The 22,346-nt window shown below is 70.1% G+C and carries 21 protein-coding genes; 8 read left to right on the top strand and 13 right to left on the bottom strand.

The features are described from left to right. Nucleotides 1-28 precede the first annotated feature (28 nt). Complete coding sequence (locus tag ACQ5BE_RS01475) at nucleotides 29-469, top strand: Hsp20/alpha crystallin family protein (RefSeq protein WP_255405652.1); 441 nt, start codon at nucleotides 29-31, stop codon at nucleotides 467-469. A gap of 87 nt (nucleotides 470-556) precedes the next feature. Here ACQ5BE_RS01475 and glgA read toward each other — a convergent pair whose 3' ends face one another. After that, nucleotides 557-1,750, bottom strand: coding sequence for a glycogen synthase (gene glgA / locus ACQ5BE_RS01470; RefSeq protein ID WP_430295178.1), 1,194 nt, complete (start codon nucleotides 1,748-1,750; stop codon nucleotides 557-559). Between the two features lie 169 nt (nucleotides 1,751-1,919). Here glgA and ACQ5BE_RS01465 point away from each other — a divergent pair, with 169 nt between their 5' ends. Beyond that, nucleotides 1,920-3,302: a glucose-1-phosphate adenylyltransferase gene (locus tag ACQ5BE_RS01465; RefSeq protein WP_430295177.1), complete on the top strand. Its 1,383-nt coding sequence runs from the start codon at nucleotides 1,920-1,922 to the stop codon at nucleotides 3,300-3,302. Between the two features lie 81 nt (nucleotides 3,303-3,383). Next, nucleotides 3,384-4,847, top strand: coding sequence for an SDR family NAD(P)-dependent oxidoreductase (locus ACQ5BE_RS01460; protein ID WP_430295176.1), 1,464 nt, complete (start codon nucleotides 3,384-3,386; stop codon nucleotides 4,845-4,847). 53 nt (nucleotides 4,848-4,900) lie between these two features. Here the strand turns inward: ACQ5BE_RS01460 and ACQ5BE_RS01455 are convergent, their stop codons facing one another. The 4 genes from ACQ5BE_RS01455 to ACQ5BE_RS01440 all read right to left on the bottom strand — a co-directional run bounded on the left by ACQ5BE_RS01455 (nucleotide 4,901) and on the right by ACQ5BE_RS01440 (nucleotide 9,318). Continuing rightward, the gene (locus ACQ5BE_RS01455) at nucleotides 4,901-5,827 is read right to left on the bottom strand and encodes a hypothetical protein (protein ID WP_430295175.1); all 927 of its coding nucleotides are present in this window, start codon (nucleotides 5,825-5,827) and stop codon (nucleotides 4,901-4,903) included. A gap of 93 nt (nucleotides 5,828-5,920) precedes the next feature. Continuing rightward, the gene (locus ACQ5BE_RS01450; protein WP_430295174.1) at nucleotides 5,921-6,772 is read right to left on the bottom strand and encodes a transglutaminase family protein; all 852 of its coding nucleotides are present in this window, start codon (nucleotides 6,770-6,772) and stop codon (nucleotides 5,921-5,923) included. Then, a complete protein-coding gene (locus ACQ5BE_RS01445; protein ID WP_413250828.1) occupies nucleotides 6,769-7,695 on the bottom strand; it encodes an alpha-E domain-containing protein in 927 nt (308 codons plus the stop codon). Before ACQ5BE_RS01445 ends, ACQ5BE_RS01450 begins: the two co-directional genes overlap by 4 nt. Before the next feature lie 63 nt (nucleotides 7,696-7,758). Further along, nucleotides 7,759-9,318, bottom strand: coding sequence for a circularly permuted type 2 ATP-grasp protein (locus ACQ5BE_RS01440; protein ID WP_430295173.1), 1,560 nt, complete (start codon nucleotides 9,316-9,318; stop codon nucleotides 7,759-7,761). A 92-nt stretch (nucleotides 9,319-9,410) separates the two neighbouring features. Here ACQ5BE_RS01440 and pepN point away from each other — a divergent pair, with 92 nt between their 5' ends. Then, nucleotides 9,411-12,023: an aminopeptidase N gene (pepN, locus tag ACQ5BE_RS01435; RefSeq protein ID WP_430295172.1), complete on the top strand. Its 2,613-nt coding sequence runs from the start codon at nucleotides 9,411-9,413 to the stop codon at nucleotides 12,021-12,023. A gap of 107 nt (nucleotides 12,024-12,130) precedes the next feature. On the opposite strand, the gene ACQ5BE_RS01430 is transcribed toward pepN, so the two are convergent. Then, nucleotides 12,131-12,520, bottom strand: coding sequence for a MerR family transcriptional regulator (locus ACQ5BE_RS01430; protein ID WP_430295171.1), 390 nt, complete (start codon nucleotides 12,518-12,520; stop codon nucleotides 12,131-12,133). Between the two features lie 63 nt (nucleotides 12,521-12,583). Here ACQ5BE_RS01430 and merA point away from each other — a divergent pair, with 63 nt between their 5' ends. Further along, complete coding sequence (gene merA, locus ACQ5BE_RS01425) at nucleotides 12,584-14,020, top strand: mercury(II) reductase (protein WP_430295170.1); 1,437 nt, start codon at nucleotides 12,584-12,586, stop codon at nucleotides 14,018-14,020. Nucleotides 14,021-14,064: 44 nt separating this feature from the next. Here merA and ACQ5BE_RS01420 read toward each other — a convergent pair whose 3' ends face one another. Beyond that, entirely contained in the window at nucleotides 14,065-15,123 is a 1,059-nt protein-coding gene (locus ACQ5BE_RS01420) for a lipoate--protein ligase family protein (protein ID WP_430295169.1), read from the bottom strand. Between the two features lie 107 nt (nucleotides 15,124-15,230). Beyond that, complete coding sequence (locus tag ACQ5BE_RS01415) at nucleotides 15,231-15,488, bottom strand: type B 50S ribosomal protein L31 (RefSeq protein WP_208712510.1); 258 nt, start codon at nucleotides 15,486-15,488, stop codon at nucleotides 15,231-15,233. Nucleotides 15,489-15,608: 120 nt separating this feature from the next. Between ACQ5BE_RS01415 and ACQ5BE_RS01410 the strand changes: the two genes are divergently transcribed. Next, the gene (locus ACQ5BE_RS01410) at nucleotides 15,609-16,643 is read left to right on the top strand and encodes an AAA family ATPase (protein ID WP_430295168.1); all 1,035 of its coding nucleotides are present in this window, start codon (nucleotides 15,609-15,611) and stop codon (nucleotides 16,641-16,643) included. On the opposite strand, the gene ACQ5BE_RS01405 is transcribed toward ACQ5BE_RS01410, so the two are convergent. From ACQ5BE_RS01405 to ACQ5BE_RS01395, 3 genes are read right to left on the bottom strand one after another with little or no spacing between them, the layout of a single operon-like run. Beyond that, nucleotides 16,617-17,489, bottom strand: coding sequence for a TrmH family RNA methyltransferase (locus ACQ5BE_RS01405; RefSeq protein ID WP_430295167.1), 873 nt, complete (start codon nucleotides 17,487-17,489; stop codon nucleotides 16,617-16,619). The genes ACQ5BE_RS01410 and ACQ5BE_RS01405 overlap by 27 nt on opposite strands. A 23-nt stretch (nucleotides 17,490-17,512) precedes the next feature. Further along, on the bottom strand, nucleotides 17,513-18,310 hold the full coding sequence (locus tag ACQ5BE_RS01400; RefSeq protein ID WP_344298053.1) for a sulfite exporter TauE/SafE family protein: 798 nt from the start codon (nucleotides 18,308-18,310) through the stop codon (nucleotides 17,513-17,515). Between the two features lies 1 nt (nucleotide 18,311). Next, a complete protein-coding gene (locus tag ACQ5BE_RS01395; RefSeq protein ID WP_430295166.1) occupies nucleotides 18,312-19,127 on the bottom strand; it encodes an ABC transporter ATP-binding protein in 816 nt (271 codons plus the stop codon). Nucleotides 19,128-19,196: 69 nt separating this feature from the next. On the opposite strand from ACQ5BE_RS01395, the gene serB reads away from it, so the two are divergent. Further along, complete coding sequence (gene serB / locus ACQ5BE_RS01390) at nucleotides 19,197-20,072, top strand: phosphoserine phosphatase SerB (RefSeq protein ID WP_430295165.1); 876 nt, start codon at nucleotides 19,197-19,199, stop codon at nucleotides 20,070-20,072. Between the two features lie 145 nt (nucleotides 20,073-20,217). Here the strand turns inward: serB and ACQ5BE_RS01385 are convergent, their stop codons facing one another. Further along, nucleotides 20,218-20,961 (bottom strand): SDR family oxidoreductase, encoded by a 744-nt coding sequence (locus ACQ5BE_RS01385; RefSeq protein WP_430295164.1) that lies wholly within the window; start codon nucleotides 20,959-20,961, stop codon nucleotides 20,218-20,220. A gap of 56 nt (nucleotides 20,962-21,017) precedes the next feature. After that, a complete protein-coding gene (locus ACQ5BE_RS01380; protein ID WP_430295163.1) occupies nucleotides 21,018-21,743 on the bottom strand; it encodes a beta-ketoacyl-ACP reductase in 726 nt (241 codons plus the stop codon). 132 nt (nucleotides 21,744-21,875) lie between these two features. On the opposite strand from ACQ5BE_RS01380, the gene ACQ5BE_RS01375 reads away from it, so the two are divergent. After that, a complete protein-coding gene (locus ACQ5BE_RS01375; RefSeq protein WP_430295162.1) occupies nucleotides 21,876-22,343 on the top strand; it encodes a DUF3099 domain-containing protein in 468 nt (155 codons plus the stop codon). The last annotated feature ends 3 nt before the right edge of the window (nucleotides 22,344-22,346 follow it).

The following is a 22,346-nucleotide window of genomic DNA, read 5'->3' as shown; positions in this document are numbered from 1 at the left end:
GTGCCGGGGGGCACTCCAGGAGGAACGCATGGCCGAAGGATGGGGCCGCCGAGGACCGTGGGACATGATGCCGGACTTCCGCCGCTTCGGCATTCCGGATTCATTCAAGCGGTTCGTCGACGAATGGGAGACGGCGTGGCTGCGCGTCGAGGAGTTCCGCGAGCCGGACGCCCTCGTCGTGCGCGCGGAGCTTCCCGGCATCGACCCGGAGAAGGACGTGGACATCACTGTCCAGGAAGGCGTCCTCTCGATCAAGGCCGAACGGCACGAGAATGCCGAGAACAAGAGCAAGAACAGCTACCGCAGCGAGTTCCGCTACGGCTCGTTCGCACGCACCCTCGAGCTCCCGCGCGGGGCTCGGGGCGAGGACATCACCGCCTCCTACCACGACGGTGTCCTCGAGGTCCGCGTCCCGACCGTCTCGGAGACCGGGCCCGGGCCGACGAAGGTCAACGTCAGCCGCAGCTGATTCCGCGCAGGCCCCGCACGGGGTGACGGACGACGGCGGCGACGCACCCAGCTCGGGTGCGTCGCCGCCGTCGTGCGTCGGAGAGATCTAGAGGACGCTGCGGTAGACGTCGATGGTGCTCGCGGCGATGGTCTCCCAGGAGAAGTTGGCCTCCGCCCGGACGCGGCCGGCCTCGCCCATCTCGCGGGCGCGGGCGGGGTCGGAGACGACCTGCTCGAGGGCTGCCGCGAAGTCGGCCACGAACTTCTCCGGGTCGAGCGGGGTGCCCGTACCGTCGGTGACCTGCTCGATGGGGACCAGCAGGCCCGTGGTCCCGTGGTCGACGACCTCGGGGATGCCGCCCGTCGCCGTCGCGACCACCGCGGCGCCGCACGCCATGGCCTCGAGGTTCACGATCCCGAGGGGCTCGTAGATGCTCGGGCAGGCGAACGCCGTCGCGTGGCTGAGCACCTGGATGAGCTCGGCGCGGGGCAGCATGCGCTCGATCACGATGACGCCCTCGCGCTCGGCCTTGAGCCCGTCGATGAGGGTCGCAGTCTCCGCGGCGAGCTCGGGAGTGTCGGCGGCGCCGAGGCACAGGACGAGCTGCACGTCCGCCGGCAGCTTCGCCGCGGCGCGCAGGAGGTACGGGACGCCCTTCTGGCGCGTGTTGCGGCCCACGAACACGACCGAGGGCTTCGCCGGGTCGATGCCGAGGGCGGCGATGTGCTCGGTGCCCTCGTCGCGGCCCCACAGCGACACGTCGATGCCGTTGTGGACCACCTGGACCTTCGCCGGGTCCACCTCGGGGTAGCAGCGCAGGATGTCCGCGCGCATGCCGTGGGAGACGGCGATGATGGCGTTGGCCGCCTCGTACGCGGTCTTCTCGACCCATGAGGAGAGCCGGTAGCCGCCGCCGAGCTGCTCGGCCTTCCACGGCCTCAGCGGCTCGAGGCTATGGGCGCTGAGCACATGCGGGATGCCGTGCATGAGCGAGGCGAGGTGCCCGGCCATGTTCGCGTACCACGTGTGGGAGTGGACGAGGTCGGCGCCGGCCACGTCCGGCACAATGCCGACATCGATGCCCAGGGTCTGCAGCGCAGCGTTCGCCCCCGAAAGGTGCTCGGGCACCTGGTAAGAGGTCACGGTGGCCCCGTTGACCTGCGCCTCGCGCGGTGCCCCGAACGCGTGGACGTGCAGATCGACCTCGCGCGCGAGGACCCTGCTCAGCTCTGCCACATGTACCCCGGCGCCGCCGTAGATCTCCGGGGGGAATTCCTTGGTCACAATGTCGATTCGCACGGTTTCAACGTAGTCCGTCATCCGAACGTGATCTAGTGTGAAGGAGACGCCGTCCCGGTCGGGACGGGCAGTCGCCTGCAAGGCGGAATGACGGGAAAACGGGGGTTGCGCAGTGGCACCTAAAAAGGTATTGGCGATCGTCCTCGCGGGCGGTGAAGGGAAGCGCCTGATGCCCCTGACGGCGGACCGGGCCAAGCCCGCGGTGCCGTTCGCTGGCGGATACCGCCTCATCGACTTCGCGCTGTCCAACTTGGTCAACTCGGGCTATCGGCGCATCGTCGTGCTGACCCAGTACAAGTCGCACAGCCTCGACAAGCACATCTCCGAGACCTGGCGCCTCTCGACCCTCCTCCAGAACTATGTCGCCTCGGTGCCCGCCCAGCAGCGCATCGGCAAGAGCTGGTTCCTCGGCTCGGCCAACGCCATCTACCAGTCCCTCAACCTCATCCACGACGACCAGCCCGACATCGTCGTCGTGGTCGGCGCGGACCACGTGTACCGCATGGACTTCGACCAGATGGTCGAGGCCCACATCGCCTCGGGCGCGAAGGCGACCGTCGCCGCGGTCCGCCAGCCGCTGAACATGGCGAACCAGTTCGGCGTGATCGAGACCGACGACGCCGACCCCGGCAAGATCGCCGCCTTCGTCGAGAAGCCCGCGACCACGCCCGGTCTCCCGGACGACCCCGACGCCTTCCTCGCCTCGATGGGCAACTACGTGTTCGACGCCGACGCCCTGGTCGAGGCACTCAGGCGCGACGCCGAGCGGCTCGACACGAAGCACGACATGGGCGGGGACATCGTGCCCTACTTCGTCGGCCGCGGCGAGGCCGGCGTCTACGACTTCACGAAGAACGAGATCCCAGGCTCGACCGAACGCGACCGCACCTACTGGCGTGACGTGGGGACGCTCGACTCGTTCTACGACGCGCACATGGACCTCATCTCCCCGCTGCCGGTCTTCAACCTGTACAACTCGGAGTGGCCCATCTACACCCGGCAGAGCATCTCGCCGCCCGCGAAGTTCGTCCGCGGCGAGGGCGGGACCGTCGGGACCGCGCTCGACTCCATCGTCGCCAGCGGCGTGGTCATCTCGGGCGCGGTCGTCGAGGGGTCCGTGCTGTCCCACGACGTGCGCGTCAACACGGCGGCCCGCGTCCTCGACTCGGTGCTCATGGACTGCGTGCAGGTCGGCGCGGGGGCGGTAATCCACCGGGCGATCCTGGACAAGAACGTCGTCGTTCCCGCCGGGGCCACCATCGGTGTCGATGCGAAGCTCGACAGGATGCGCGGCTTCGAGGTCACCGAGTCCGGGATCACCGTGCTCTCCAAGGGCCAGATCGTCCCGGAGCCCGCCGAGGACGAGCGCAGGCTCGCCGCCGCCTGGTCCGCGAAGGTGCCTGCCGCCCTCGAGGAGGCGGCCGCCGATATCCCGGAGGTGGTGGAGCGGATCCAGGAGGTCCATGCAGCCGCTGCGTCACGCAACCCTGGCGGGTCGTCGCACGACGGCGGCACCTCGCCGTCGTCCGCTGCCGACGGCGCGGCAGGCTGACCCCACCGGGCACCAGCGGATGGCGCGGGGCCGGGAGTACCCGGCCCCGCGCCGTCGTGCGCGCTTGTAGAATGGGAAGCCATGAGCTCCCCCGAAACGCCCGCCGAACTGACCCCTGAGGAGATCCAGGCCGCCCTCAAGGTCCTCGGCACGATCCACACCTACGACGAGGAGCACCCCGACTACGTCGCGGTGCGCCGAGCGACGGGCAAGATGTTCAAGGCCCACCGGCGGTTCACCCGCACCCAGAAGCGGGATGCGATCGCGGAAGCGGACAAGGCCGTCATTGCGCAGACCGCCACGGCCGCGCCGGACCGGATCGACGACGAGACCCGGGGCAACAAGCTCAAGCCCTCTGCAACCGGGGCCGTCGCAGGCCATCTCATCCGCTCGCGCCCCTGCTACATCTGCAAGCAGCACTACACGCAGGTCGACGCGTTCTACCACCAGCTGTGCCCCGAGTGCGCGGCGATGAGCCACGCCAAGAGGGACGCGCGGACAGACCTCACCGGACGGCGGGCCCTCCTGACCGGCGGCCGGGCCAAGATCGGCATGTACATCGCCCTGCGGCTCCTGCGCGACGGCGCGCACACGACCATCACCACGCGCTTCCCGAAGGACGCCGCGCGGCGCTTCGCCGCGATGGAGGACTCGGCCGAGTGGCTTGACCGGCTCACCATCGTGGGGATCGACCTGCGCGACCCGTCGCAGGTCATCTCGCTCACGGACGCGCTCGACGCCGAGGGGCCGCTCGACATCATCATCAACAACGCCGCGCAGACGGTGCGGCGGTCCGGGAACGCCTACGCCCCTCTCGTGGACGCGGAGTCCGAGCCGCTTCCGGCCGCGCTGCTGCCTGGCAGCGGCGGGCCGGAGCTGCTGACGTTCGGGCATGCGCACGACAAGCACCCGCTCTCGATCGCGAGCTCCGTGTCGGCGCATCCGGCGCTCGCCGGGGACGCGGTGACGGCGCTCGCGCTCTCGACCGGCTCCGCGTCACTGGAGCGGATCGAGGCGGGGACGGCGATCGACGCTGGCGGCCTCGTCCCGGACCTGGCGGCCATCAACTCGTGGACGCAGGTCGTGGACCAGGTGGACCCTCTCGAGATGCTCGAGGTCCAGCTGTGCAACGTCACGGCGCCGTTCCTGCTCGTCTCGCGGCTGCGGGAGGCAATGCGACGCTCGACCGCGAGGCGGAAGTACGTGGTCAACGTCTCCGCGATGGAGGGGCAGTTCGGGCGGAAGTACAAGGGACCGGGGCACCCGCACACGAACATGGCGAAGGCCTCGCTGAACATGATGACGCGCACGAGCGCCGGCGAGATGTTCGAGACTGACCGCATCCTCATGACGGCCGTGGACACGGGGTGGATCACCGACGAGCGGCCGCACTACACGAAGGTCCGGCTCGCCGACGAGGGGTTCCATGCGCCGCTGGACCTCGTGGACGGGGCGGCGCGCGTGTACGACCCGATCGTCATGGGCGAGGCTGGCACCGACCTCTACGGCGTGTTCCTGAAGGACTACAAGCCCAGCCCCTGGTGACGCCCACCCCTTGCGGGGTCCCGTCCCGTCCCTTGCGGGGTCCCGTCCCGGAGCTACGCCGCCCGACGCTCAGACATGAGCGCGCGGTGCTCCCGCCGCGGTCTGGCAAAGTCGTCGGCGAGATCCGCTGCTGTGACGCGGATCGTCGCCCAACCCTTGCGGGCGAATCGTGAGTCTCGCCAGTCGTCCTTGAGTGCCTGCTCAGGACTGTTGTGGTGCTCGCCCTCGTACTGCAGCGCGATCCGAACTGACCGATAGCCCTGGTCGGCGCTCGGCGAACGCGGGTCATCCGGATCGAGGACGATCTGTAGTTCGGGCTCGGGGAAGCCGTGGGCGATCAGACTGAGTCGAAGCAGAGTCTCGGGGACGGAGTCGGAACCGACCCGCATATCCGCAAGCGCGTCCTTGCAGCGCCCGACTCCTTTCACCCGCCGGTGAGCGCGGAGCATGTCGAGCAGCTGCGCTTTGGTGGCGTATGGCTCGGACCGTCCCTCGAAGGCCTCGCGCGGGTGCCGGATCAGCTGGTCCCCCACGGCAACAAGGGCCGCCGGCGTGAGCTCCTGAGCGAGATCCAGCCATGTACGCGCGGGGCTGGACAGGCGGAGCCCACCGAAGAGTCCCACCTCGCCCGGCACGATCTGGACGCGGTGCCCTACGATGCCCGGGCGTCGGACCCGGGGTAGATGGGTCGGCTTGCTCAGGTGGATCAGTCCGTGCTCGTCCACCCACGGCGGCAGCCACAGGCCATGCAGACGCGCTGCTGTCCGATGCGATCCCCATGCGTCCGGCTGCATGCTCAGATGCGTACCGAGCCGTTGGCCCAAGTCGAGGATGGACCGGTCGGTCGGCTCGTAGATGCCCCGGCTCGTCTGCCTGACATCCTCGAGGCGCAGCAGCCGGAGGTCCACGCCAAGACCACGGGCTTCCGCAGCGGTGAAGCTGCGCTGGGCCAGTTCGCGAGGCAAGCGCTCATCTGCCATGCGCTCATCGTGGCATGAACCGCGGCCAGCCCGTGGGAGTTATCCACAGGGGGCGGGATGGGACCCCGCAACGCGTGGGACGGGACCCCGCAATCAGGCGAGGCGCGTGATCTCCACCGAGACGTCGAGGTGCGACCCGCCGCCGCCCGACAGGATGCCCTTCAGCGGCGGCACATCCCGGTAGTCCCGCCCGCGCGCCACGGTCACATGGAAGTCCCCTGCTGGCTTGTGGTTGGTCGGGTCCCACGAGCGCCACTCGCCGTCCCACCACTCGAGCCACGCGTGCGACTGGCCCGCGACCGCCTCGCCGATGCCCGCCGTCGACCGCGGGTGCAGGTACCCCGAGATGTAGCGGGCCGGGATGCCGAGGCTGCGCAGCGATCCGATCGCGAGGTGGGCCAGGTCCTGGCAGACGCCCTGACGCTGGTTCCAGGCCTGCTCGGCGTCGGTCGTGACACCGGTGGACCCGGGCATGTACCGCATCTCGCCGCGCATCCAGTCGAACACGGCGTGGGCGGCCTGATTCGGGTCGAGCCCCTCGACGAGCCCGGGAACGATCCCGAGCACCTCGGTCCCCGGGCCGGAAAGCCGCGACTGGGGCAGCCAGTCGCTGAACTGGTTCTCGATCTCGGCGCTGCGGAGCCGGTCCCACGAGACGATGTCGCCCTCCACCGGGACCCGCTCCACCCGGTGCACCTCGACGGTGGTCGAGGAGATGACCTCGAGGTACTCGTGCGGGATCTGCATGTCGAAGGCCGTGACCCGGCTGCCCCAGTAGTCCTTGTAGGAGCTGATGGCCGCCTGAGACGGCGCCACCCGCACCTGCGATTCGAGCACCACCTGCTGCGGCTCGGTCAGGGGCGTCATGCGCGCCTCGTTGTATGAGAGCGTGACCCGCTGGTTGTAGCGGTACGCGGTGCGGTGCAGGATCCTCAGCCGGGTCATGAAACCTCTCCCACCCAGGCCTGCTCGTCGGCCTTGTTGAAGTACTTGCGCGAGACGGCGTCGGACGTCTGGGCCACCGCCTTCTGCACCCGCTCCATGTGCTCGGGGAGCTCGACCATGAGGTCGTCCGTCCGGTGGAACTCGAGGAACGTGCGGGCCTGGCCCACGATCCTCCGCGCGTCGTTGATGAAGCCCACCCGGGTGTCGGACGGGTCGAGCTTGGCCAGCGCCTCGTCGGCGTCGCGGAGCGCGTACACGATCGACCGCGGGAAGAGCCGGTCCATGAGCAGGAACTCCGCCGCGTGCCGCTCGTCGAAGGCAGCCCGGCGCGTGCGGAGGAAGGACTCGTACGCGCCCGCGCAGCGGAGCATGTTCACCCACGACATGCCCGCCGTGTGCACCTCGCGTGTCGAGAGCATGCGCGCGGTCATGTCGGCCCGCTCGAGGGAGCGGCCCAGGAGCATGAACAGCCAGCCCTCGTCGTGGCTCATCGTCGTGTCCGCGAGGCCACGCACCATGGCGGTGCGCTCGAGCACCCAGTTGCAGAATCTATACGTGCCCACGACATCCTTGCGGTGCTGGCTCAGCCCGTAGTAGGTCGTGTTGAGGCACTCCCACAGGCTCGAGGACACGGTCTCGCGGGCCCGGCGCGCGTTCTCGCGAGCGGCCCCGAGGGACCCCGCGATCGACGTCGCGTTCGAGCGGTCGTACGCGAGTGCGTGCAGCAGTTCGGTGAGCCCGAAGTCCTCCTTGTCGGGGCGCGCACCCATGACGCCGAGCAGCTCCTGGGCGACGCTGTGCTGCTCGGAGGGCGGCAGGTGGTTGAGCCGCTCGAGGTGCACGTCGAGGATGCGGGCGGTCCCGTCGGCGCGCTCCACGTAGCGGCCGATCCAGAACAGGGATTCAGCGATGCGGCTGAGCAAGTCGGCCTCCAGACGTTGGGGGGACAGACGGACGACGGCGACGGCTCGCCTGGGCGGGCGCGCTCACTGCTGCTGCTGCTCCGCCTGGCGGTCGCGCCAGTTGCTCTCTACGGGCCAGACGCTCGTGCGCTCGCGGATGCTGATCGAGTGGCGTGGCTCGGCCTCCACCGGGACGTCCGCCGACTGCGCGAGCACCCAGGTGTCCTTGGACCCGCCGCCCTGGCTCGAGTTGACGATGAGGGAGCCCTCCTTGAGCGCCACCCGGGTGAGGCCCCCGGGGAGGACCCACACGTCGTCGCCGTCGTTGAGGGCGAAGGGGCGCAGGTCCACGTGCCTGGGCCCGAACTTGTCCCCGGACAGGGTCGGGACCGTGGAGAGCTGCAGGACCGGCTGCGCGATCCAGCCGCGCGGGTCGGCGATGACTCGGCGGCGGAGGGTGTCGAGCTCCTCGCGCGTCGCGTCGGGTCCGATCACGAGGCCCTTGCCGCCGGAGCCGTCGACGGGCTTGACCACGAGCTCGTCGAGCCGGTCCAGGACCTCCTCGCGGGCGTCGTCCTCCTCGAGCCGGTACGTGTCCACGTTGGCAACGATGGGGTCCTCTCCGAGGTAGTACCGGATCAGGTCGGGGACGTACGAGTAGACGAGCTTGTCGTCCGCGACGCCGTTGCCTACGGCGTTCGCGATCGTGACGCCGCCGGCACGTGCCGCGTTGACCAGGCCGGGGCAGCCGAGCATGGAGTCGGAGCGGAACTGCAGGGGGTCGAGGAAGTCGTCGTCGATCCTCTTGTAGATGACGTCGACGCGCTGCTCGCCCGCCGTCGTGCGCATGTAGACCCGGTTCCCGCGGCAGATGAGGTCGCGTCCCTCGACCAGCTCGACGCCCATGAGGCCGGCCAGGAGCGTGTGCTCGAAGTAGGCCGAGTTGAAGACGCCCGGGGTGAGCACCACGACCGTGGGCTCGTCGACGCCGGCGGGCGCGGTCTTGCGGAGGGCCGAGAGGAGGCGGCGGGGGTACTCCTCGACGGGGCGGATGGGCTGCTGGCTGAACGCCTCGGGGAGGCCCTTCGCCATGGCGCGCCGGTTCTCGAGGACGTAGCTCACGCCGGAGGGCACGCGCACGTTGTCCTCGAGCACGCGGAACGTCCCGGCGGCGTCGCGCACGACGTCGATGCCCGAGATGTGCACGCGCACGCCGCCAGCCGGCTCGAAGCCGTGGACCTGGCGGTGGAAGTGCTGGCTCGTGGTGATGAGGCGGCGGGGCACGACGCCGTCCGCCACGACCGCCATCTTGGAGTAGACGTCGTTGAGGAACGCTTCGAGGGCCCTGACCCGCTGCGCGACCCCCTTCTCGAGCACCGCCCATTCGGCGGCGGAGATGACGCGCGGCACGATGTCCAGGGGGAACGGCCGCTCCTCCCCGGCGAAGTCGAACGTGACGCCGCGGTCCAGGAAGGTCCGCGCCATCGAGTCGGCGCGGGAGCTCACGTCGGTCAGGTCCAGACCGTCCAGCGCTTCCGCGAGCTGGCGGTAGCTGGGGCGCGCCACCTGGTCTGGGGCGAACATCTCGTCGTACGCGCCAGTACGGGCGGCGGCGACGGAGTAGTCCTCGAAGAGATCCGACATAGGGGACAGCTTTTCACCTATCCCCCGCTGACGCATAACGGGGGCCCGCCGGACGCCCGTCGGGTGTCGGGGCACCGTGGTTGAATGGCCGCGTGCACACCCAGAACCTGCGCCGTGAGGAAGCCGCCGCCCGGGCCCGCGTGATCTCGGTCGACTCGTACCACGTCACGCTCGATGTCAGCGACGCGGAGGACCCCTCCGCGACGTCGTTCGGCACCACGAGCGTCATCCGCTTCAGCGCCGAACCGGGGGCGGAGACATTCGCGGACTTCCTGGGCGAGGCGGTGACCGAGGTCCGGCTCAACGGGCGCCTCCTCGACGAGGCCATGGTGTACGACGGCGCGCGGCTCCGGCTGGCGGGTCTGGAGTCCGAGAACCTGCTCGAGGTGACTGCGCTGGGCCGCTATTCGCGCTCCGGCGAGGGCCTCCACCGGTTCACGGACCCCGCGGACGGGAAGACATACCTCTACACGCAGTGCGAGCCCGCGGACGCCCGCAGGTACTTCGTGAACTTCGAGCAGCCCGACCTCAAGGCGACCATCGCCTTCAGCGTCCTCGCGCCCGAGGGGTGGCACGTGAGCGCGAACGGCGCCCTCGCGGGGGCCGACGCGGCCGGTGGGGACGTCGGCGTCGTGCGCTGGGACTTCACCCCCACCGGGCGGATGTCGACCTACCTCGCCGCCGTCCTGGCCGGTCCCTACCACCGCGCGACTGACGAATGGCAGGGCACGACGCGAGACGGCGAGCGGCTCACCATTCCGCTCGCGGCCTACTGCCGCGCGTCGCTCGCAGCCAGCTTCGACGCGGACCGCGTCTTCGACCTGACCAAGCGCGGCCTCGACTTCTACCATTCCGTCTTCACGCCCGGATACCCCTGGGGCAAGTACGAGCAGGCGTTCGTCCCCGAGTACAACCTCGGGGCGATGGAGAACCCCGGCCTCGTGACGTTCACCGAGCAGTACGTCTTCACCTCCCGCGCCGCTGACTCCCAGTACGAGGCCCGGGCGAACACGCTCCTGCACGAGATGGCGCACATGTGGTTCGGCGACCTCGTGACGATGCGCTGGTGGGACGACCTCTGGCTCAAGGAGTCGTTCGCGGACTTCATGGGGACCTTCGCCGTGGACCGGGCCACCGACTGGCGGACGGCGTGGGTGAACTTCGCCAACCGGCGCAAGGCGTGGGCGTACGTCCAGGACCAGCTGCCCACCACCCATCCCATCGTCGCCGACATCCCGGACCTCGAGGCCGCCGAGCAGAACTTCGACGGCATCACCTACGCGAAGGGAGCCTCGGTCCTCAAGCAGCTCGTCGCCTACGTGGGCGAGGACGTCTTCTTCGACGCCGCCCGCTCGTACTTCCGGGCGCACGCCTACGGGAACACGAGCCTGACGGACCTGCTCGCGGCCCTCGAGGAGGCCTCGGGCCGCCCGCTGCGCGAGTGGGCGGAGCGGTGGCTGCAGACGTCCGGGCTGAGTGTCCTGGAGCCGGTGGCGGAGCACGACGGCGACACGCTGGCCCGCGTGGCCGTCCGGCAGACCGCTGTGGACCCCGTGACCGGGCGCGAGGCGCTGCGCCCCCACCGGCTGCGGGTGGGGCTCTACGCGCACGACGCCGCGGGCCGCCTCGTGCGCACGGCGTCGGCCGACGTCGAGGTCACCGGTACGCTCACCGAGGTGCCGGAGCTCGTGGGCCAGCCGGTCCCAGAGCTGGTCCTGGTCAATGACGAGGACCTCACCTACGCGAAGGTTCGCCTGGACCCTGCGTCCGAGCAGACGGTGCGCGCGTCGCTGGGCGACCTCGACGACCCCTTGGCCCGCGCCCTGTGCTGGACGGCCCTGTGGCACGCCGCCCGCGACGCCGAGGCTCCCGCGCGCGAGTACGTGCGCGCCGTCGAGCGCTTTGCCGGCGCGGAGACGACCGTGGGGGTGCAGCTGACGGTACTGGACAACGCCCGCACCGCGATCGAGCGGTACACGCACGGCGAGGGCCGGCACGAGCTCCGCGAGAAGTACCTCGCCGTAGTGGCCCGCGAGCTCCATGCCGCCGCGCCGGGCTCGGACCAGCAGCTCGCGTGGGCGCGTGCGCTCGCGGCCGGAAGCCGGTACGGGGGCGGCCAGCTCGGCGTCGTGCGCGGCCTCCTGACCGGCAGTGAGCAGGTGCCTGGACTCGTCGTCGACCAGGACCTGCGGTGGCCGCTGTGGCAGTCGCTCGCCGCGCAGAGCCAGGCGGGAGCCGCGGAGCTCGACGCCGAGCTCAGCAGCGACCGCACGGCCAAGGGGCGCGTGGGCCATGCGCTCGCCATGGCGGCCCGTCCAGACCCGAAGGTCAAGGAAGCGGCTTGGACTGCGGCGGTCGAGGGCGAGGGCCTCACCAACGAGCTGCTGAGCGCCACGGTCGAGGGCTTCATGGCGGGACCGGTGGCCCTCCGCCAGCACTTCACAGAGCGGTACTTCGCCTCCCTCACCGGGCTGTGGGCAGACCGCTCACAGGAGATCGCCACCCGGCTTGTGCGCGGTCTCTTCCCTGCCGACGCCGTGCTCGCGGTGGACCAGCGTCCCGACGAGGACCCGGTGCTGACACGCACCGACACGTGGCTCGACGAGAACGAGCACGCCCCTGCCGCGCTCCGCAGGCTCGTCGTCGAGGCGCGGGACCACCTGCACCGATCACTGAGCGCGCAGTACTGCTCGCGGCGCGGCTGAGGAGGAACCGCAGCGTAGGACCGACGGCGCCGACGAGGCGTTCATCCGCGCCGGCTCGGAAGGGTTCGCGCACGCGGTGATCCGCCGGACCCGATGTCAGGCAGGCCTCAGAGGAAGCTGCAGACCTGCCCGCGGTCGCACACGGCTGGGTCCGCCGCGCGGACCGCCTCGCGCCGGGCCGCGACGACGGCTCGTAGAGCCGTGAGCTCGGCGATGCGCCGGTCGAGGTCCGCGAGCTCGCGGGACAACTCGTCCTCGACGGCCGCGCACGCGTCCCTGCCAGCGTCGAACGCGGCGAGGATCTGCGCAGTGCGGTCCAGCGTGAGTCCCGCGTCGCGGCTGCGGCGGACGAACGTTGCCCTGCCCACCGCCTGCGCGGTGTAGTCGCGGTAGCCCGACGTCGTGCGTGCCACCTCCCTGAGGAGTCCGATGGACTCGTAGTAGCGCAAGGCCTTCTGGGTGGTTCCGGCCGCTCGGGCCGCCTGCGAAATGCGCATGACGCGTACAACGCCGTGCGGCCTGTTGACCTTCCCGTGGAGGGGAAGGTCAATGCTGGTCCCATGGATGGGAACGAGAACCCCTACGACCTCGTCGTCATCGGGACGGGCGGAGGCGGATTCGCAGCGGCCATAGCGGCGTCGCGCCGCGGCGGCAGCGTCGCGATCGTCGACCGGGGCACGCTCGGCGGAACGTGCACGAATACCGGGTGCATCCCGTCGAAGGCGCTGCTCGCGGCCGCAGCGGCCCGCCACGCTGCGTCCGACGCCGCGCGGTTCCCGGGGATCAGCAGCTCACACGGCGCGGTGGCTATGGACGACCTCGTCGCAGGCAAGCGGGCGCTCGTGGACCGGATGCGCGCCTCGAAGTACGAGGACCTCGTTGACGCCTACGGCTGGGACTTCTACGCCGGCCACGCGGCGTTCTCCGGGGAGCCGGAGCATCCAGTCCTCGACGTCGCGCTCGCCGGGGGGAAGCGGGCGGTGGTGCGGGGGCGGCACTACGTCGTCGCGACCGGCTCGGCGCTCTGGACGCCGGAGATCCCCGGGCTCGCGGAGGCCCAGTACCTGACCTCGACCACCGCGATGGAGCTCACCGAGCTGCCGGAATCGGTGGTCGTGCTCGGTGGCGGGTACGTCGCCGTCGAGCTGGCACAGCTTTTCGCCCGCCTCGGCTCCGAGGTGACCGTGCTCGCCCGCTCGCGCCTCGTCTCGCACGAGGAGCCCGAGGCGTCACGCGCGCTTGAGGACGCCCTCGCGGACGAGGGCGTCCGAACCGTCCGGCGGGCAGTTCCTGTGGGCGTCTCCCGGCAGCCGGACGGGGGCGTGATCGTCACGGCGGATGTCGCCGGGCAGCGCCGCGGATTCAGCGCGGCGCGCCTGCTCGTGGCGACCGGCCGCAGGCCCGTGACGGACCGGCTGGGCCTGGACCGGATGGGCGTCGAGGTCGGCGAAGGGGGCCAGATCCGAGTCGATGCCTGCCAGAGGACCACCAATCCCCGCGTCTGGGCGGCGGGCGACGTGACGGGCGGCCCCGAGTTCGTCTACGTCGCCGCAGCACAGGGCGAGGTGGCCGCCGAGAACGCCCTCGCCGACACCGGACGACGCCTCGATGTGCGCGCCCTGCCCCGCGTGGCGTTCACCTCGCCCGCGCTGGCAGTCGCCGGGATGACCGAACGGGAGGCCCACGCCTCCGACATCGCCTGCGAATGCCGTGTGCTGCCCCTTGAGCATGTTCCGCGGGCCATCGTGGACCGCGACACGAGGGGATTCGTGAAGATCGTCGCCGAGGCCGGAACGGGACGGATCGTCGGCGTCACCGCGGTGGCGCGGGAGGCCGGCGAGATGGCCGCGTCCGCGGTCCACCTCATCGAATCGGGCACGACCGTCGCGGACCTTGCCCAGCGCTGGGCTCCTTATCTGACGATGGCCGAGGCGCTGAGGATCGCCGCCCAGTCATTCACCCAGGACATCAGCCTCCTGTCCTGCTGTGCGGCGTGACGCTGTGCGTCACGGGCGCGCGGGGGCGTTATGCGGAACGGACCTCACGGCACCCGGTGGAGCCACTCGCGGGTGGCGAACTTGCGCTCCGCGAGGGCCCGCGCGTCAGCGAGCGACTGGTCGGACAGCGCCACACGCCGGGCGCCGTAGCGCGCCTCGAAGGTGGACATCATGGCCTCGAAGAGGTCCTCGCGGGCGAGGCCGGTCTGGCGCTTGAGCGGGTCCACGCGCTTCTTGGCGCTCGCGATGCCCTTGTCGGAAATCTTCTCGCGCCCGATTCGCAGGACCTCGGTCATCTTCTCGGCGTCGATGTCGTAGCTCATGGTCACGTGGTGGAGCAGGCCGCCGTTGGCGAGCCGCTTCTGCGCGGCCCCGCCGATCTTGCCGGCCTCGGTCGCGATGTCGTTCAGGGGCTTGTAGAACGCCTTGACGCCCACGGACGCGAGGGCCTCCATGACCCACGCGTCGAGGAACGGGTAGGAGCCGGCGAAGGAGAGGCCGTCGACGAGGGACGCCGGGAGGTACAGCGAATAGGTGATGCAGTTGCCGGCCTCCATGAACATCGCGCCGCCGCCGGAGATCCGCCGGACCACCGTGACCCCGTGACGCGCGACCCCGTCCGGGTCCACCTCGTTCCGGTAGGACTGGAAGCTGCCGATCACCACGGCGCGCTCGTCCCAGTCCCACAGCCGCAGTGTCGGGTTGCGCCGTCCCTCGCCGACCTCCCGGGTGAGCACCTCGTCGAGCGCGACGTTGTCGGTAATGGAGAGGGTGCTGGGCGGGATGATCTCCCACTCGTGGTCGGTCCACGTGGTGGCGTGGCCGAGGGCGCGTCGTACGGCGACGGCGACGGCATCGGCGTCGAACCCGAACATCACCGTGGTCGGGCCCACGGCGTCGGCCACGGCGGCACTGATCGTCGCGTTCGGGGCGAGCACCGACAGGCCGACGAGTGCGCCGTTGATGTCAGCAAGGGCCTCGTCCGGTTCGAGGAAGAAGTCCCCGTTGATGCTGGCCGCGGTGATCTCCCCGTCCTCGGACACGAGGTCCGCGACCACGAGCTTGCCCCCGGGGACCTTGTATTCGCCGTGATGTTCACCCACGGGCTCAAGCCTAGACCCGCGGGCTGGCCCGACCCGGCCGCGTGGTCCGGAGACGGCGAAGGCGCCGCCCCGGTGCGGGACGGCGCCTTCGAGCGGCAGGGCCTGGGTCAGGCCTTCTTGCCGAAGTTCTTGAAGCGGGCGTTGAAGCGCTCGACACGGCCAGCCGAGTCCATGATGCGCTGCTTGCCCGTGTAGAACGGGTGCGACTCGGAGGAGACCTCGACGTCGATGACGGGGTAGGTCTTGCCGTCCTCCCACTCGATGGTCTTGTCCGAGGAGACCGTGGAGCGCGTGAGGAACTTCTTGCCGGAGGCGAGGTCGTTGAAGACCACGTACTCGTACGACGGGTGGATATCAGACTTCACAATAGGCCCTTTGCTTATGCCTCTGGATTTTGCCAGAGGCCAGGTGTGAACGCCCTCCCGATTGGAGGGCCAGCAGTCAATGCTACCAGCTCGGCAGCCCTTGAGGACTACAGTGGATGCATGGCATCCAGCCGCCATCCGCTCGACGACCTGCGCGAAACCATCGGCCGGCTGGCCGATCAGCTCAAGCTGCCCGGTTCGGAGCGCGTGGACGACCTGGTTGGCGATCTCATCGGTGCGAGGCCCGGGCCCGCCAGGCCCCTGTCCGAGGTGCAGGCCGAGCTCGACGCGCTGGTCGGACTGGAGACTGTGAAGGAACAGGTCCGGGCCCTCGTCGCCCTGCTCCAGGTCCAGGCCCGCCGCAAGGCGCATGGCCTTCCGGAAGTGGCCACATCACAGCATCTGGTGTTCCTTGGAAACCCCGGCACGGGAAAGACCACCGTAGCGCGACTCCTGGCCGAGATGTACCGTGCGGTCGGTCTGCTGCAGAAAGGCCATCTGGTCGAGGTTGACCGCTCGGGCCTCGTGGGGCAGTACGTCGGTGCGACGGCCATCAAGACGGACAGGGTGATCCGGCGCGCGCTGGACGGCGTCCTGTTCATCGACGAGGCCTACGCGCTGGCTCCGGAGGACGGCCGCACGGACTTCGGCCCCGAGGCGATCGAAGTCCTGCTCAAGCGGATGGAGGACCACCGCCACCGTCTGGTCGTGATCGTGGCCGGCTATCCGCGACTGATGGAGTCCTTCCTGCTCTCGAACCCCGGACTGCGCTCCCGCTTCGCCCGCGAGATCACCTTCCCCGACTACTCGGTCGACGAACTCCAGACGATCTTCCACCAGATGCTGGCCCAGCACGAGTACACGCTGGAGCCGGGCGCGGACCAGATGCTGCGCCGCATCCTCACTGGGCTCCACACGAGCGAGGACTCCGGCAACGCACGGTTCGCACGCACGCTGTTCGAGCAGGCGCTCAACCGTCAGGCACTGCGGCTGTCGCTCGACGAGGGACAGAGTCTCGACGCGCTCGATCGTGAGGCTGTCATGACGCTCACCGCGGACGACATCGTCGAGGCCGCGCTGGCCTTGGGCGAACAGCCGGAGCCGGAACCGACGCCGGAACCGGAGCAGTCACGCTGGTGGCGCTGGCTGGCCTGACCGCGTCGCGTAGAAGGCAACAGCCGACGACGCCGCGACGTTCAGCGAGTCCACGCCGTTCATCATCGGGATCGTGACCCGCCGGTCGAGCACCCGATCCGTCTCCGGTGTCAGGCCCTCGCCCTCGGTGCCGAAGACCAAGGCCAGGTTCGCGTGATCCTCCGCGACCAGCTCGTCGAGCGTGATCGCGCCCTCCCCCAGCGTCATCCCCGCCACCACGTAGCCCGCCTCCTTCAGCAGCCCGACGTCCTCGGGCCACGATTCGATGCGCGTCCACGGCACCTGGAACACAGTGCCCATCGACACGCGGATCGAGCGACGGTAGAGCGGATCGGCGCACTGCGGCGTGACCAGCACCGCGTCGACGCCGATCGCTGCGGCGCTGCGGAAGACCGCGCCCACGTTCGTGTGATCGGTCAGGTTCTCAAGCACCGCGATCGTCGAACGTCCTCTCTCAGGATCGGCGCCCGGTTCCCGACGGGCGCCGGCGAGCAGCTCGGCGACGGGCACCGGGGCGGGCCGGTGCATCGCGGCCATCGCGCCGCGGTGCAGGTGGAAGCCGGTGATCTCCTCGAGGAGCTCGGGCGGGCCGACGAACGCGGGAACGTCCGGGTGCTCCGCGAGGACGTCGGCGAGGCCCTCGAGCCATTTCTCGGCGAGGAAGAACGAGCGTGGCCGGTGGCCCGCCGCGAGCGCCCTCCGCAGCACCCGGGACGATTCGGCGATGTAGAGGCCCTCGGCGGGCTCGCGCACCTTGCGCAGGTGCACGTCGGTGAGCTGGGTGTAGTCGGCCACGCGCGGGTCGTCCGCGGAGGCCAGCCGGACGATCTGCGAAGACTCTGCCATGGATGCTCCGACCGTGACGGCGCTCAGCCGTTGACCAGCTTGCTGATCATGTTGATCAGCGCCATCACGCCGAGGAGCACGATGACGACCCGCAGCACCGCGGGCTTCATGCGCCGGCCGATGCCAGCGCCGAGGAAGCCGCCGATCGTGGAGCCGACCGCGATCAGCAGCACGACGAGCCAGTTGATCCGGTCGAACGCGAACAGCAGGTAGGCGACCGCCGCGACCAGGTTCACGACGAGGCTCAGGACGACCTTGATCGCGTTCGACTGCTGGAGGGTGCCGTGGAAGAAGATCCCGAGCACGCCCATGAGCAGGACGCCCTGCGCGGCCGTGAAGTAGCCGCCGTACACCCCGATGAGGAACGTCAGCACGTAGAGGATCATGGGGACCTTCTGGTGGTCCGCCTCCTCCGGCGTGATGTGCTCGAGCGACTGCCTCGCCTTCGCCCACGCCGACAGGCGGGGCTGGAAGATGACCAGGAAGATCGCGATCACGATCAGGATCGGTGCGACGATGCCGAAGACCGTCTCGGGCAGGTGCAGGAGCAGGAACGCCCCCACGAGGCCGCCCACGAGGGAGGCCGGGAGGAGCCGCAGCAGCGTCCGCTTCGCGCTCACCGCCTCGCGCCGGTACCCGTACGCCCCCGAGAAGCCCCCGGCCACGAGGCCCATCGCATTCGAGATGATCGAGTTGACGGGGCTGTAGCCGAGGGCCACGAGGATGGGGAACGTCACGAGGGAGCCGGAACCGACGATCGTGTTGATCGTCCCTGCCCACAGGCCCCCGAGGAAGACGAGCGCTTCGCGCCAGAACTCCACGTCAGGACGCCGAGGCGGCGGCCGAGATCGCGCCGTCCTTCGCGGTGGCCGTGTAGCGGCCGTCCCGTGACACGACGTTCAGGGGCAGGCCGAAGGTCTCGCTCAGGTTCGCCTCGGTCAGGGTCGAGGTGATCGGGCCGGAGGCGACCACGCCGCCGTCGCGCAGCAGGAGCGCGTGCGTGAAGCCCGGCGGCACCTCCTCGAGGTGGTGCGTGACGAGCACGAGGGCGGGAGCGTCGTCGTCGGACGCGAGCTCCGAGAGGCGCTGCACGAGCTCCTCGCGGCCGGCGAGGTCGAGGCCGGCGCCGGGCTCGTCGAGGAGGAGGAGCTCGGGGTCGGTCATGAGCGCCCGGGCGATCTGCACGCGCTTGCGCTCGCCCTCGGACAGCGACGCGAACACCCGGCCCAGGAGCGGGCCCATGCCCCACTCGTTCAGGAGGCGGAAGGCGCGGCGCTCGTCGTCCTTCTCGTACTCCTCGTTCCAGCGGCCGGTCACGCCGTAGGCAGCGGTCACGACGACGTTGAGGACCTTCTCGTCCTCGGGGATCTGGTTGGCCAGGGCTGCGGAGGCCAGGCCGATGCGGGGCCGGAGCTCGAAGACGTCGACCTTGCCGAGGGTCTCGTCCAGGATGCCGACGGTTCCGCGCGTGGGATGCATGCGAGCCGCGGCCAGCTGGAAGAGCGTGGTCTTCCCCGCCCCATTCGGTCCCAGGACAACCCAGCGCTCCCCTTCGCGCACCTGCCAGTCGATGCCGCCCAGCAGCGTCTTCCGCCCCCGGACGACGCTGACCCCGGACAGCTGGAGTACATTGCTCATGTCTTCTGACCCTAGTGCAGAAAGTTCGCCCGCCGCGAACCATCGCCCCGCTGGCTAGAATCCTGAACTATGCCTTCCTCCTTCGCCGCCGTGCTGCATGCCCTCTCGCTCTCCCCCGAGGACGCCGACGCGGCGACCCGGGCCCTCGAAGGGGTCGGCGCCGCCGTCGGGCCCTTCGAGGCCTCCGGCGACGGCCGCTACGAGGTCATGACGGCCTCGGTGGAGCTCGATGACGCCCGGCTCACCGAGGCGCGCGAGGCGCTGGCAGGCCTGCGCGCCGGCGCCGGCCTGGTCCCTGCCAGCCTGCTCTCCGCGGAGCGGAAGCTGCTCATCATGGACGTCGACTCGACGCTCATCCAGCAGGAGGTCATCGAACTCCTGGCCGACTACGCCGGCAAGCGCGAGGAGGTCACCGCCGTCACCGAGGCGGCCATGCGCGGCGAGCTGGACTTCGCCCAGAGCCTCGTGGCCCGTGTCGAGACCCTCGCGGGGCTGCCGGCGGAGGTCATCGACAAGGTGCGCGGCGCCGTCGTGCTCTCCCTCGGGGCGGACGAGCTCATCAAGGCCTTCCACGCCGCCGGGCATGTGGTGTGCGTGGTCTCCGGGGGATTCACCCAGATCCTCGATCCGCTCGCGGAGGCGCTGGGGCTCGACCATGCCCGGGCCAACGACCTCGAGGTCGTGGACGGGAAGCTCACGGGCCGGGTCCTCGGGGAGATCGTGGACCGCGCCGTGAAGGAACGGATGCTGCGCACGTGGGCCGCCGAGCACGCCATCCCGCTCGAGCACTGCATCGCGGTGGGCGACGGCGCCAACGACCTCGACATGCTCGGCGCGGCCGGCCTCGGGGTCGCGTACAACGCCAAGCCGAAAGTCCGGGCAGCGGCCGACGCCGCGGTCGACATCCCCTACCTCGACGTAGTGCGGCATCTCGCGGGGGTGTGACCCCGCAACGGAACGGCAGAGACCCCGCAAGGGAATGGCAGAGACCCCGCAAGGGGAGGGCAGGGACCCCGCAACCGAGCTCATGGTTGCTGGGTCCCTGCCGCGTTCTTGCGGGGTCCCTGCCGCGTTCTTGCGGGGTCCCTGGTCAGGCCTGGAAGTGTTCGGCCCCGCCGACGTACTCGGTGTGGCCGGTCGGGACGTCGGCCGTCACCATCTTGGCGACCTCGGCGGCGAACTCCTCGACGGAGTAGAGCTTCCCGGCGGCCTCGCGGCGGGAGGCGATGGCGCCCGGCGCCGCGCGCTCGAGGAGGGTCGCCGTGATGGTGCCCTCGATCATGTCCCCCGAGACGACGACGAACGTGATGCCCTTCTCCGTCAGCCACGGGACCAGTTCGCGCAGTGCGGTCTCCCCCGCGCGCTTGGAGCGGGCCACCGGCTCGTAGGCGTCCATCGTGTCCACCGAGTCGATGAAGTGCGCCTGGTGGCTCGTGACGAACACCACGCGCGAGCCCGGCTTCATGCGCTCAGCAGCGGCCTTGAGCATCGCAACCTGGGCGTCGCGGTTCAGCTTGAGCGCGTAGTCCTCGCCAAGGCCCGACTCCATGCCGCCCGAGGCGTTGAGCACCAGGACGTCGAGCGAGCCGAAGGTGTCCACCGCAGCCTGGGCGAGCGCGTCGACGTCGGACTGGTCTGTGAGGTCTCCGCCCACGGCAGTCGCACGGCCCCCGGCAGCCTCGATCTCGGCCACGACCTTGTTGGCGCGCGGCGCCTTCTGCCGGTAGTTCACGACGACGGCGGCACCTTCGCCCGCGAGGATCTTCGCCGTGGCGGCCCCGATCCCCCGCGACGACCCCGTCACGATCGCCGTCTTGTTGTCCAAAAGTCCCATGCGCGTTCCCTTTGTGTCTGAATTCGTCTGTGTCTGATTCGCCAACGGGCTGGCCGTCAGTGTCCCATGCCGAGGCCGCCGTCGACCGGGATGACGGCCCCCGTGATGTACCCGGCCTCGTCGCTCGCGACCCAGCGGACCACGTTCGCCACCTCCTCGGCCTCGGCGAAGCGTCCCGCGGGGACGCGCGAGAGGTAGTCCTTCTGCGTCTCCTCGGGCAGCTCGGCCGTCATGTCCGTGTTGATGAAGCCCGGCGCGACGACGTTGGCGGTGATGCCGCGGGAGCCGAGTTCGCGCGAGTACGAGCGGGCGAGGCCCACGAGGCCGGCCTTCGACGCCGAGTAGTTGATCTGCCCCGGCGCGCCGTAGAGGCCCGAGACGGACGAGATGAGGATCACGCGCCCCTTGCGGAGGCGGATCATGCCCTTGGCGGCCCGCTTGACCACCCGGAAGGCGCCCGTCAAGTTGGTGTCCAGGACGGAGGTGAAGTCGTCCTCGCTCATCCGCAGCAGGAGGGTGTCCTTCGTGATGCCGGCGTTCGCCACGAGCACCTCGACAGGGCCGTTCGCCTCCTCGACCGCCTTGAACGCGGCGTCGATCGACGCCTCGTCGGTGACGTCGGCCTGGACGCCGAGGATGCCCTCGGGAAGGTCCGTCGGCGTCCGGTACGTGACGGCGACCTTGTCCCCGTTGGCGAGGAACGCCTTGGCGATCGCGAGGCCGATGCCGCGGTTGCCGCCGGTGACGAGGACGCTGCGCGGGGAGGTTGCTTCCGGGCTCACAGTGCTCCTTGGGAAGAAGTGGATGGGAGGCGCCGCTCGACGGCGCCGGTTCACGCTGCATCCTAGCGGCTGGCCACCCCGCTTGGACCGCCCGCGGCGGCGGTGGGACAATAGAGGGTGCTTGGGAGTGTGATGACGAAAGAATCTGAGGGCCGCACGGGCCGGGCCGAGGGCCAGCCGCAGGGCGTCGACGATGCCGTGGTGCACAGCATCACGACCGCCGCGCCCGGGCACAGCGTCGACATGCACCAGCGCATGGTCCGCTACTCGCTGGCGATGGGCATCCGCATGGTGTGCATCATCGCGCTGTTCTTCCTGGACGGCTGGTTCAAGCTGATCGCCGTCGCGGGTGCCGTGTTCCTCCCGTGGGTCGCGGTCGTGATCGCGAACGCCCAGACCCAGGCGGAGACGTACGAGAGCGATCCGTACGATTCCGTCCCGATTGCCGAACTGGGCACCGGCCCCTGGCGGCCTGCCGATCCGGGTTCCGAGACCATCCCCGGCGAAACCGTCGACGAGGGGCCGGGCGACCAGGCGCCGGGTGACGCCGACGGCGAGGGTGGCGGTGGCCGGTCGTCTGCGGCTGGAGGGGCCGCGTGAACC

The sequence above is a fragment of the Sinomonas sp. B1-1 genome (assembly GCF_050474465.1).
Lineage (GTDB): Bacteria > Actinomycetota > Actinomycetes > Actinomycetales > Micrococcaceae > Sinomonas > Sinomonas flava.
The sequence above is the reverse complement of the archived record's forward strand: the minus strand, read 5'-3'. Positions and strand labels throughout refer to the sequence as shown.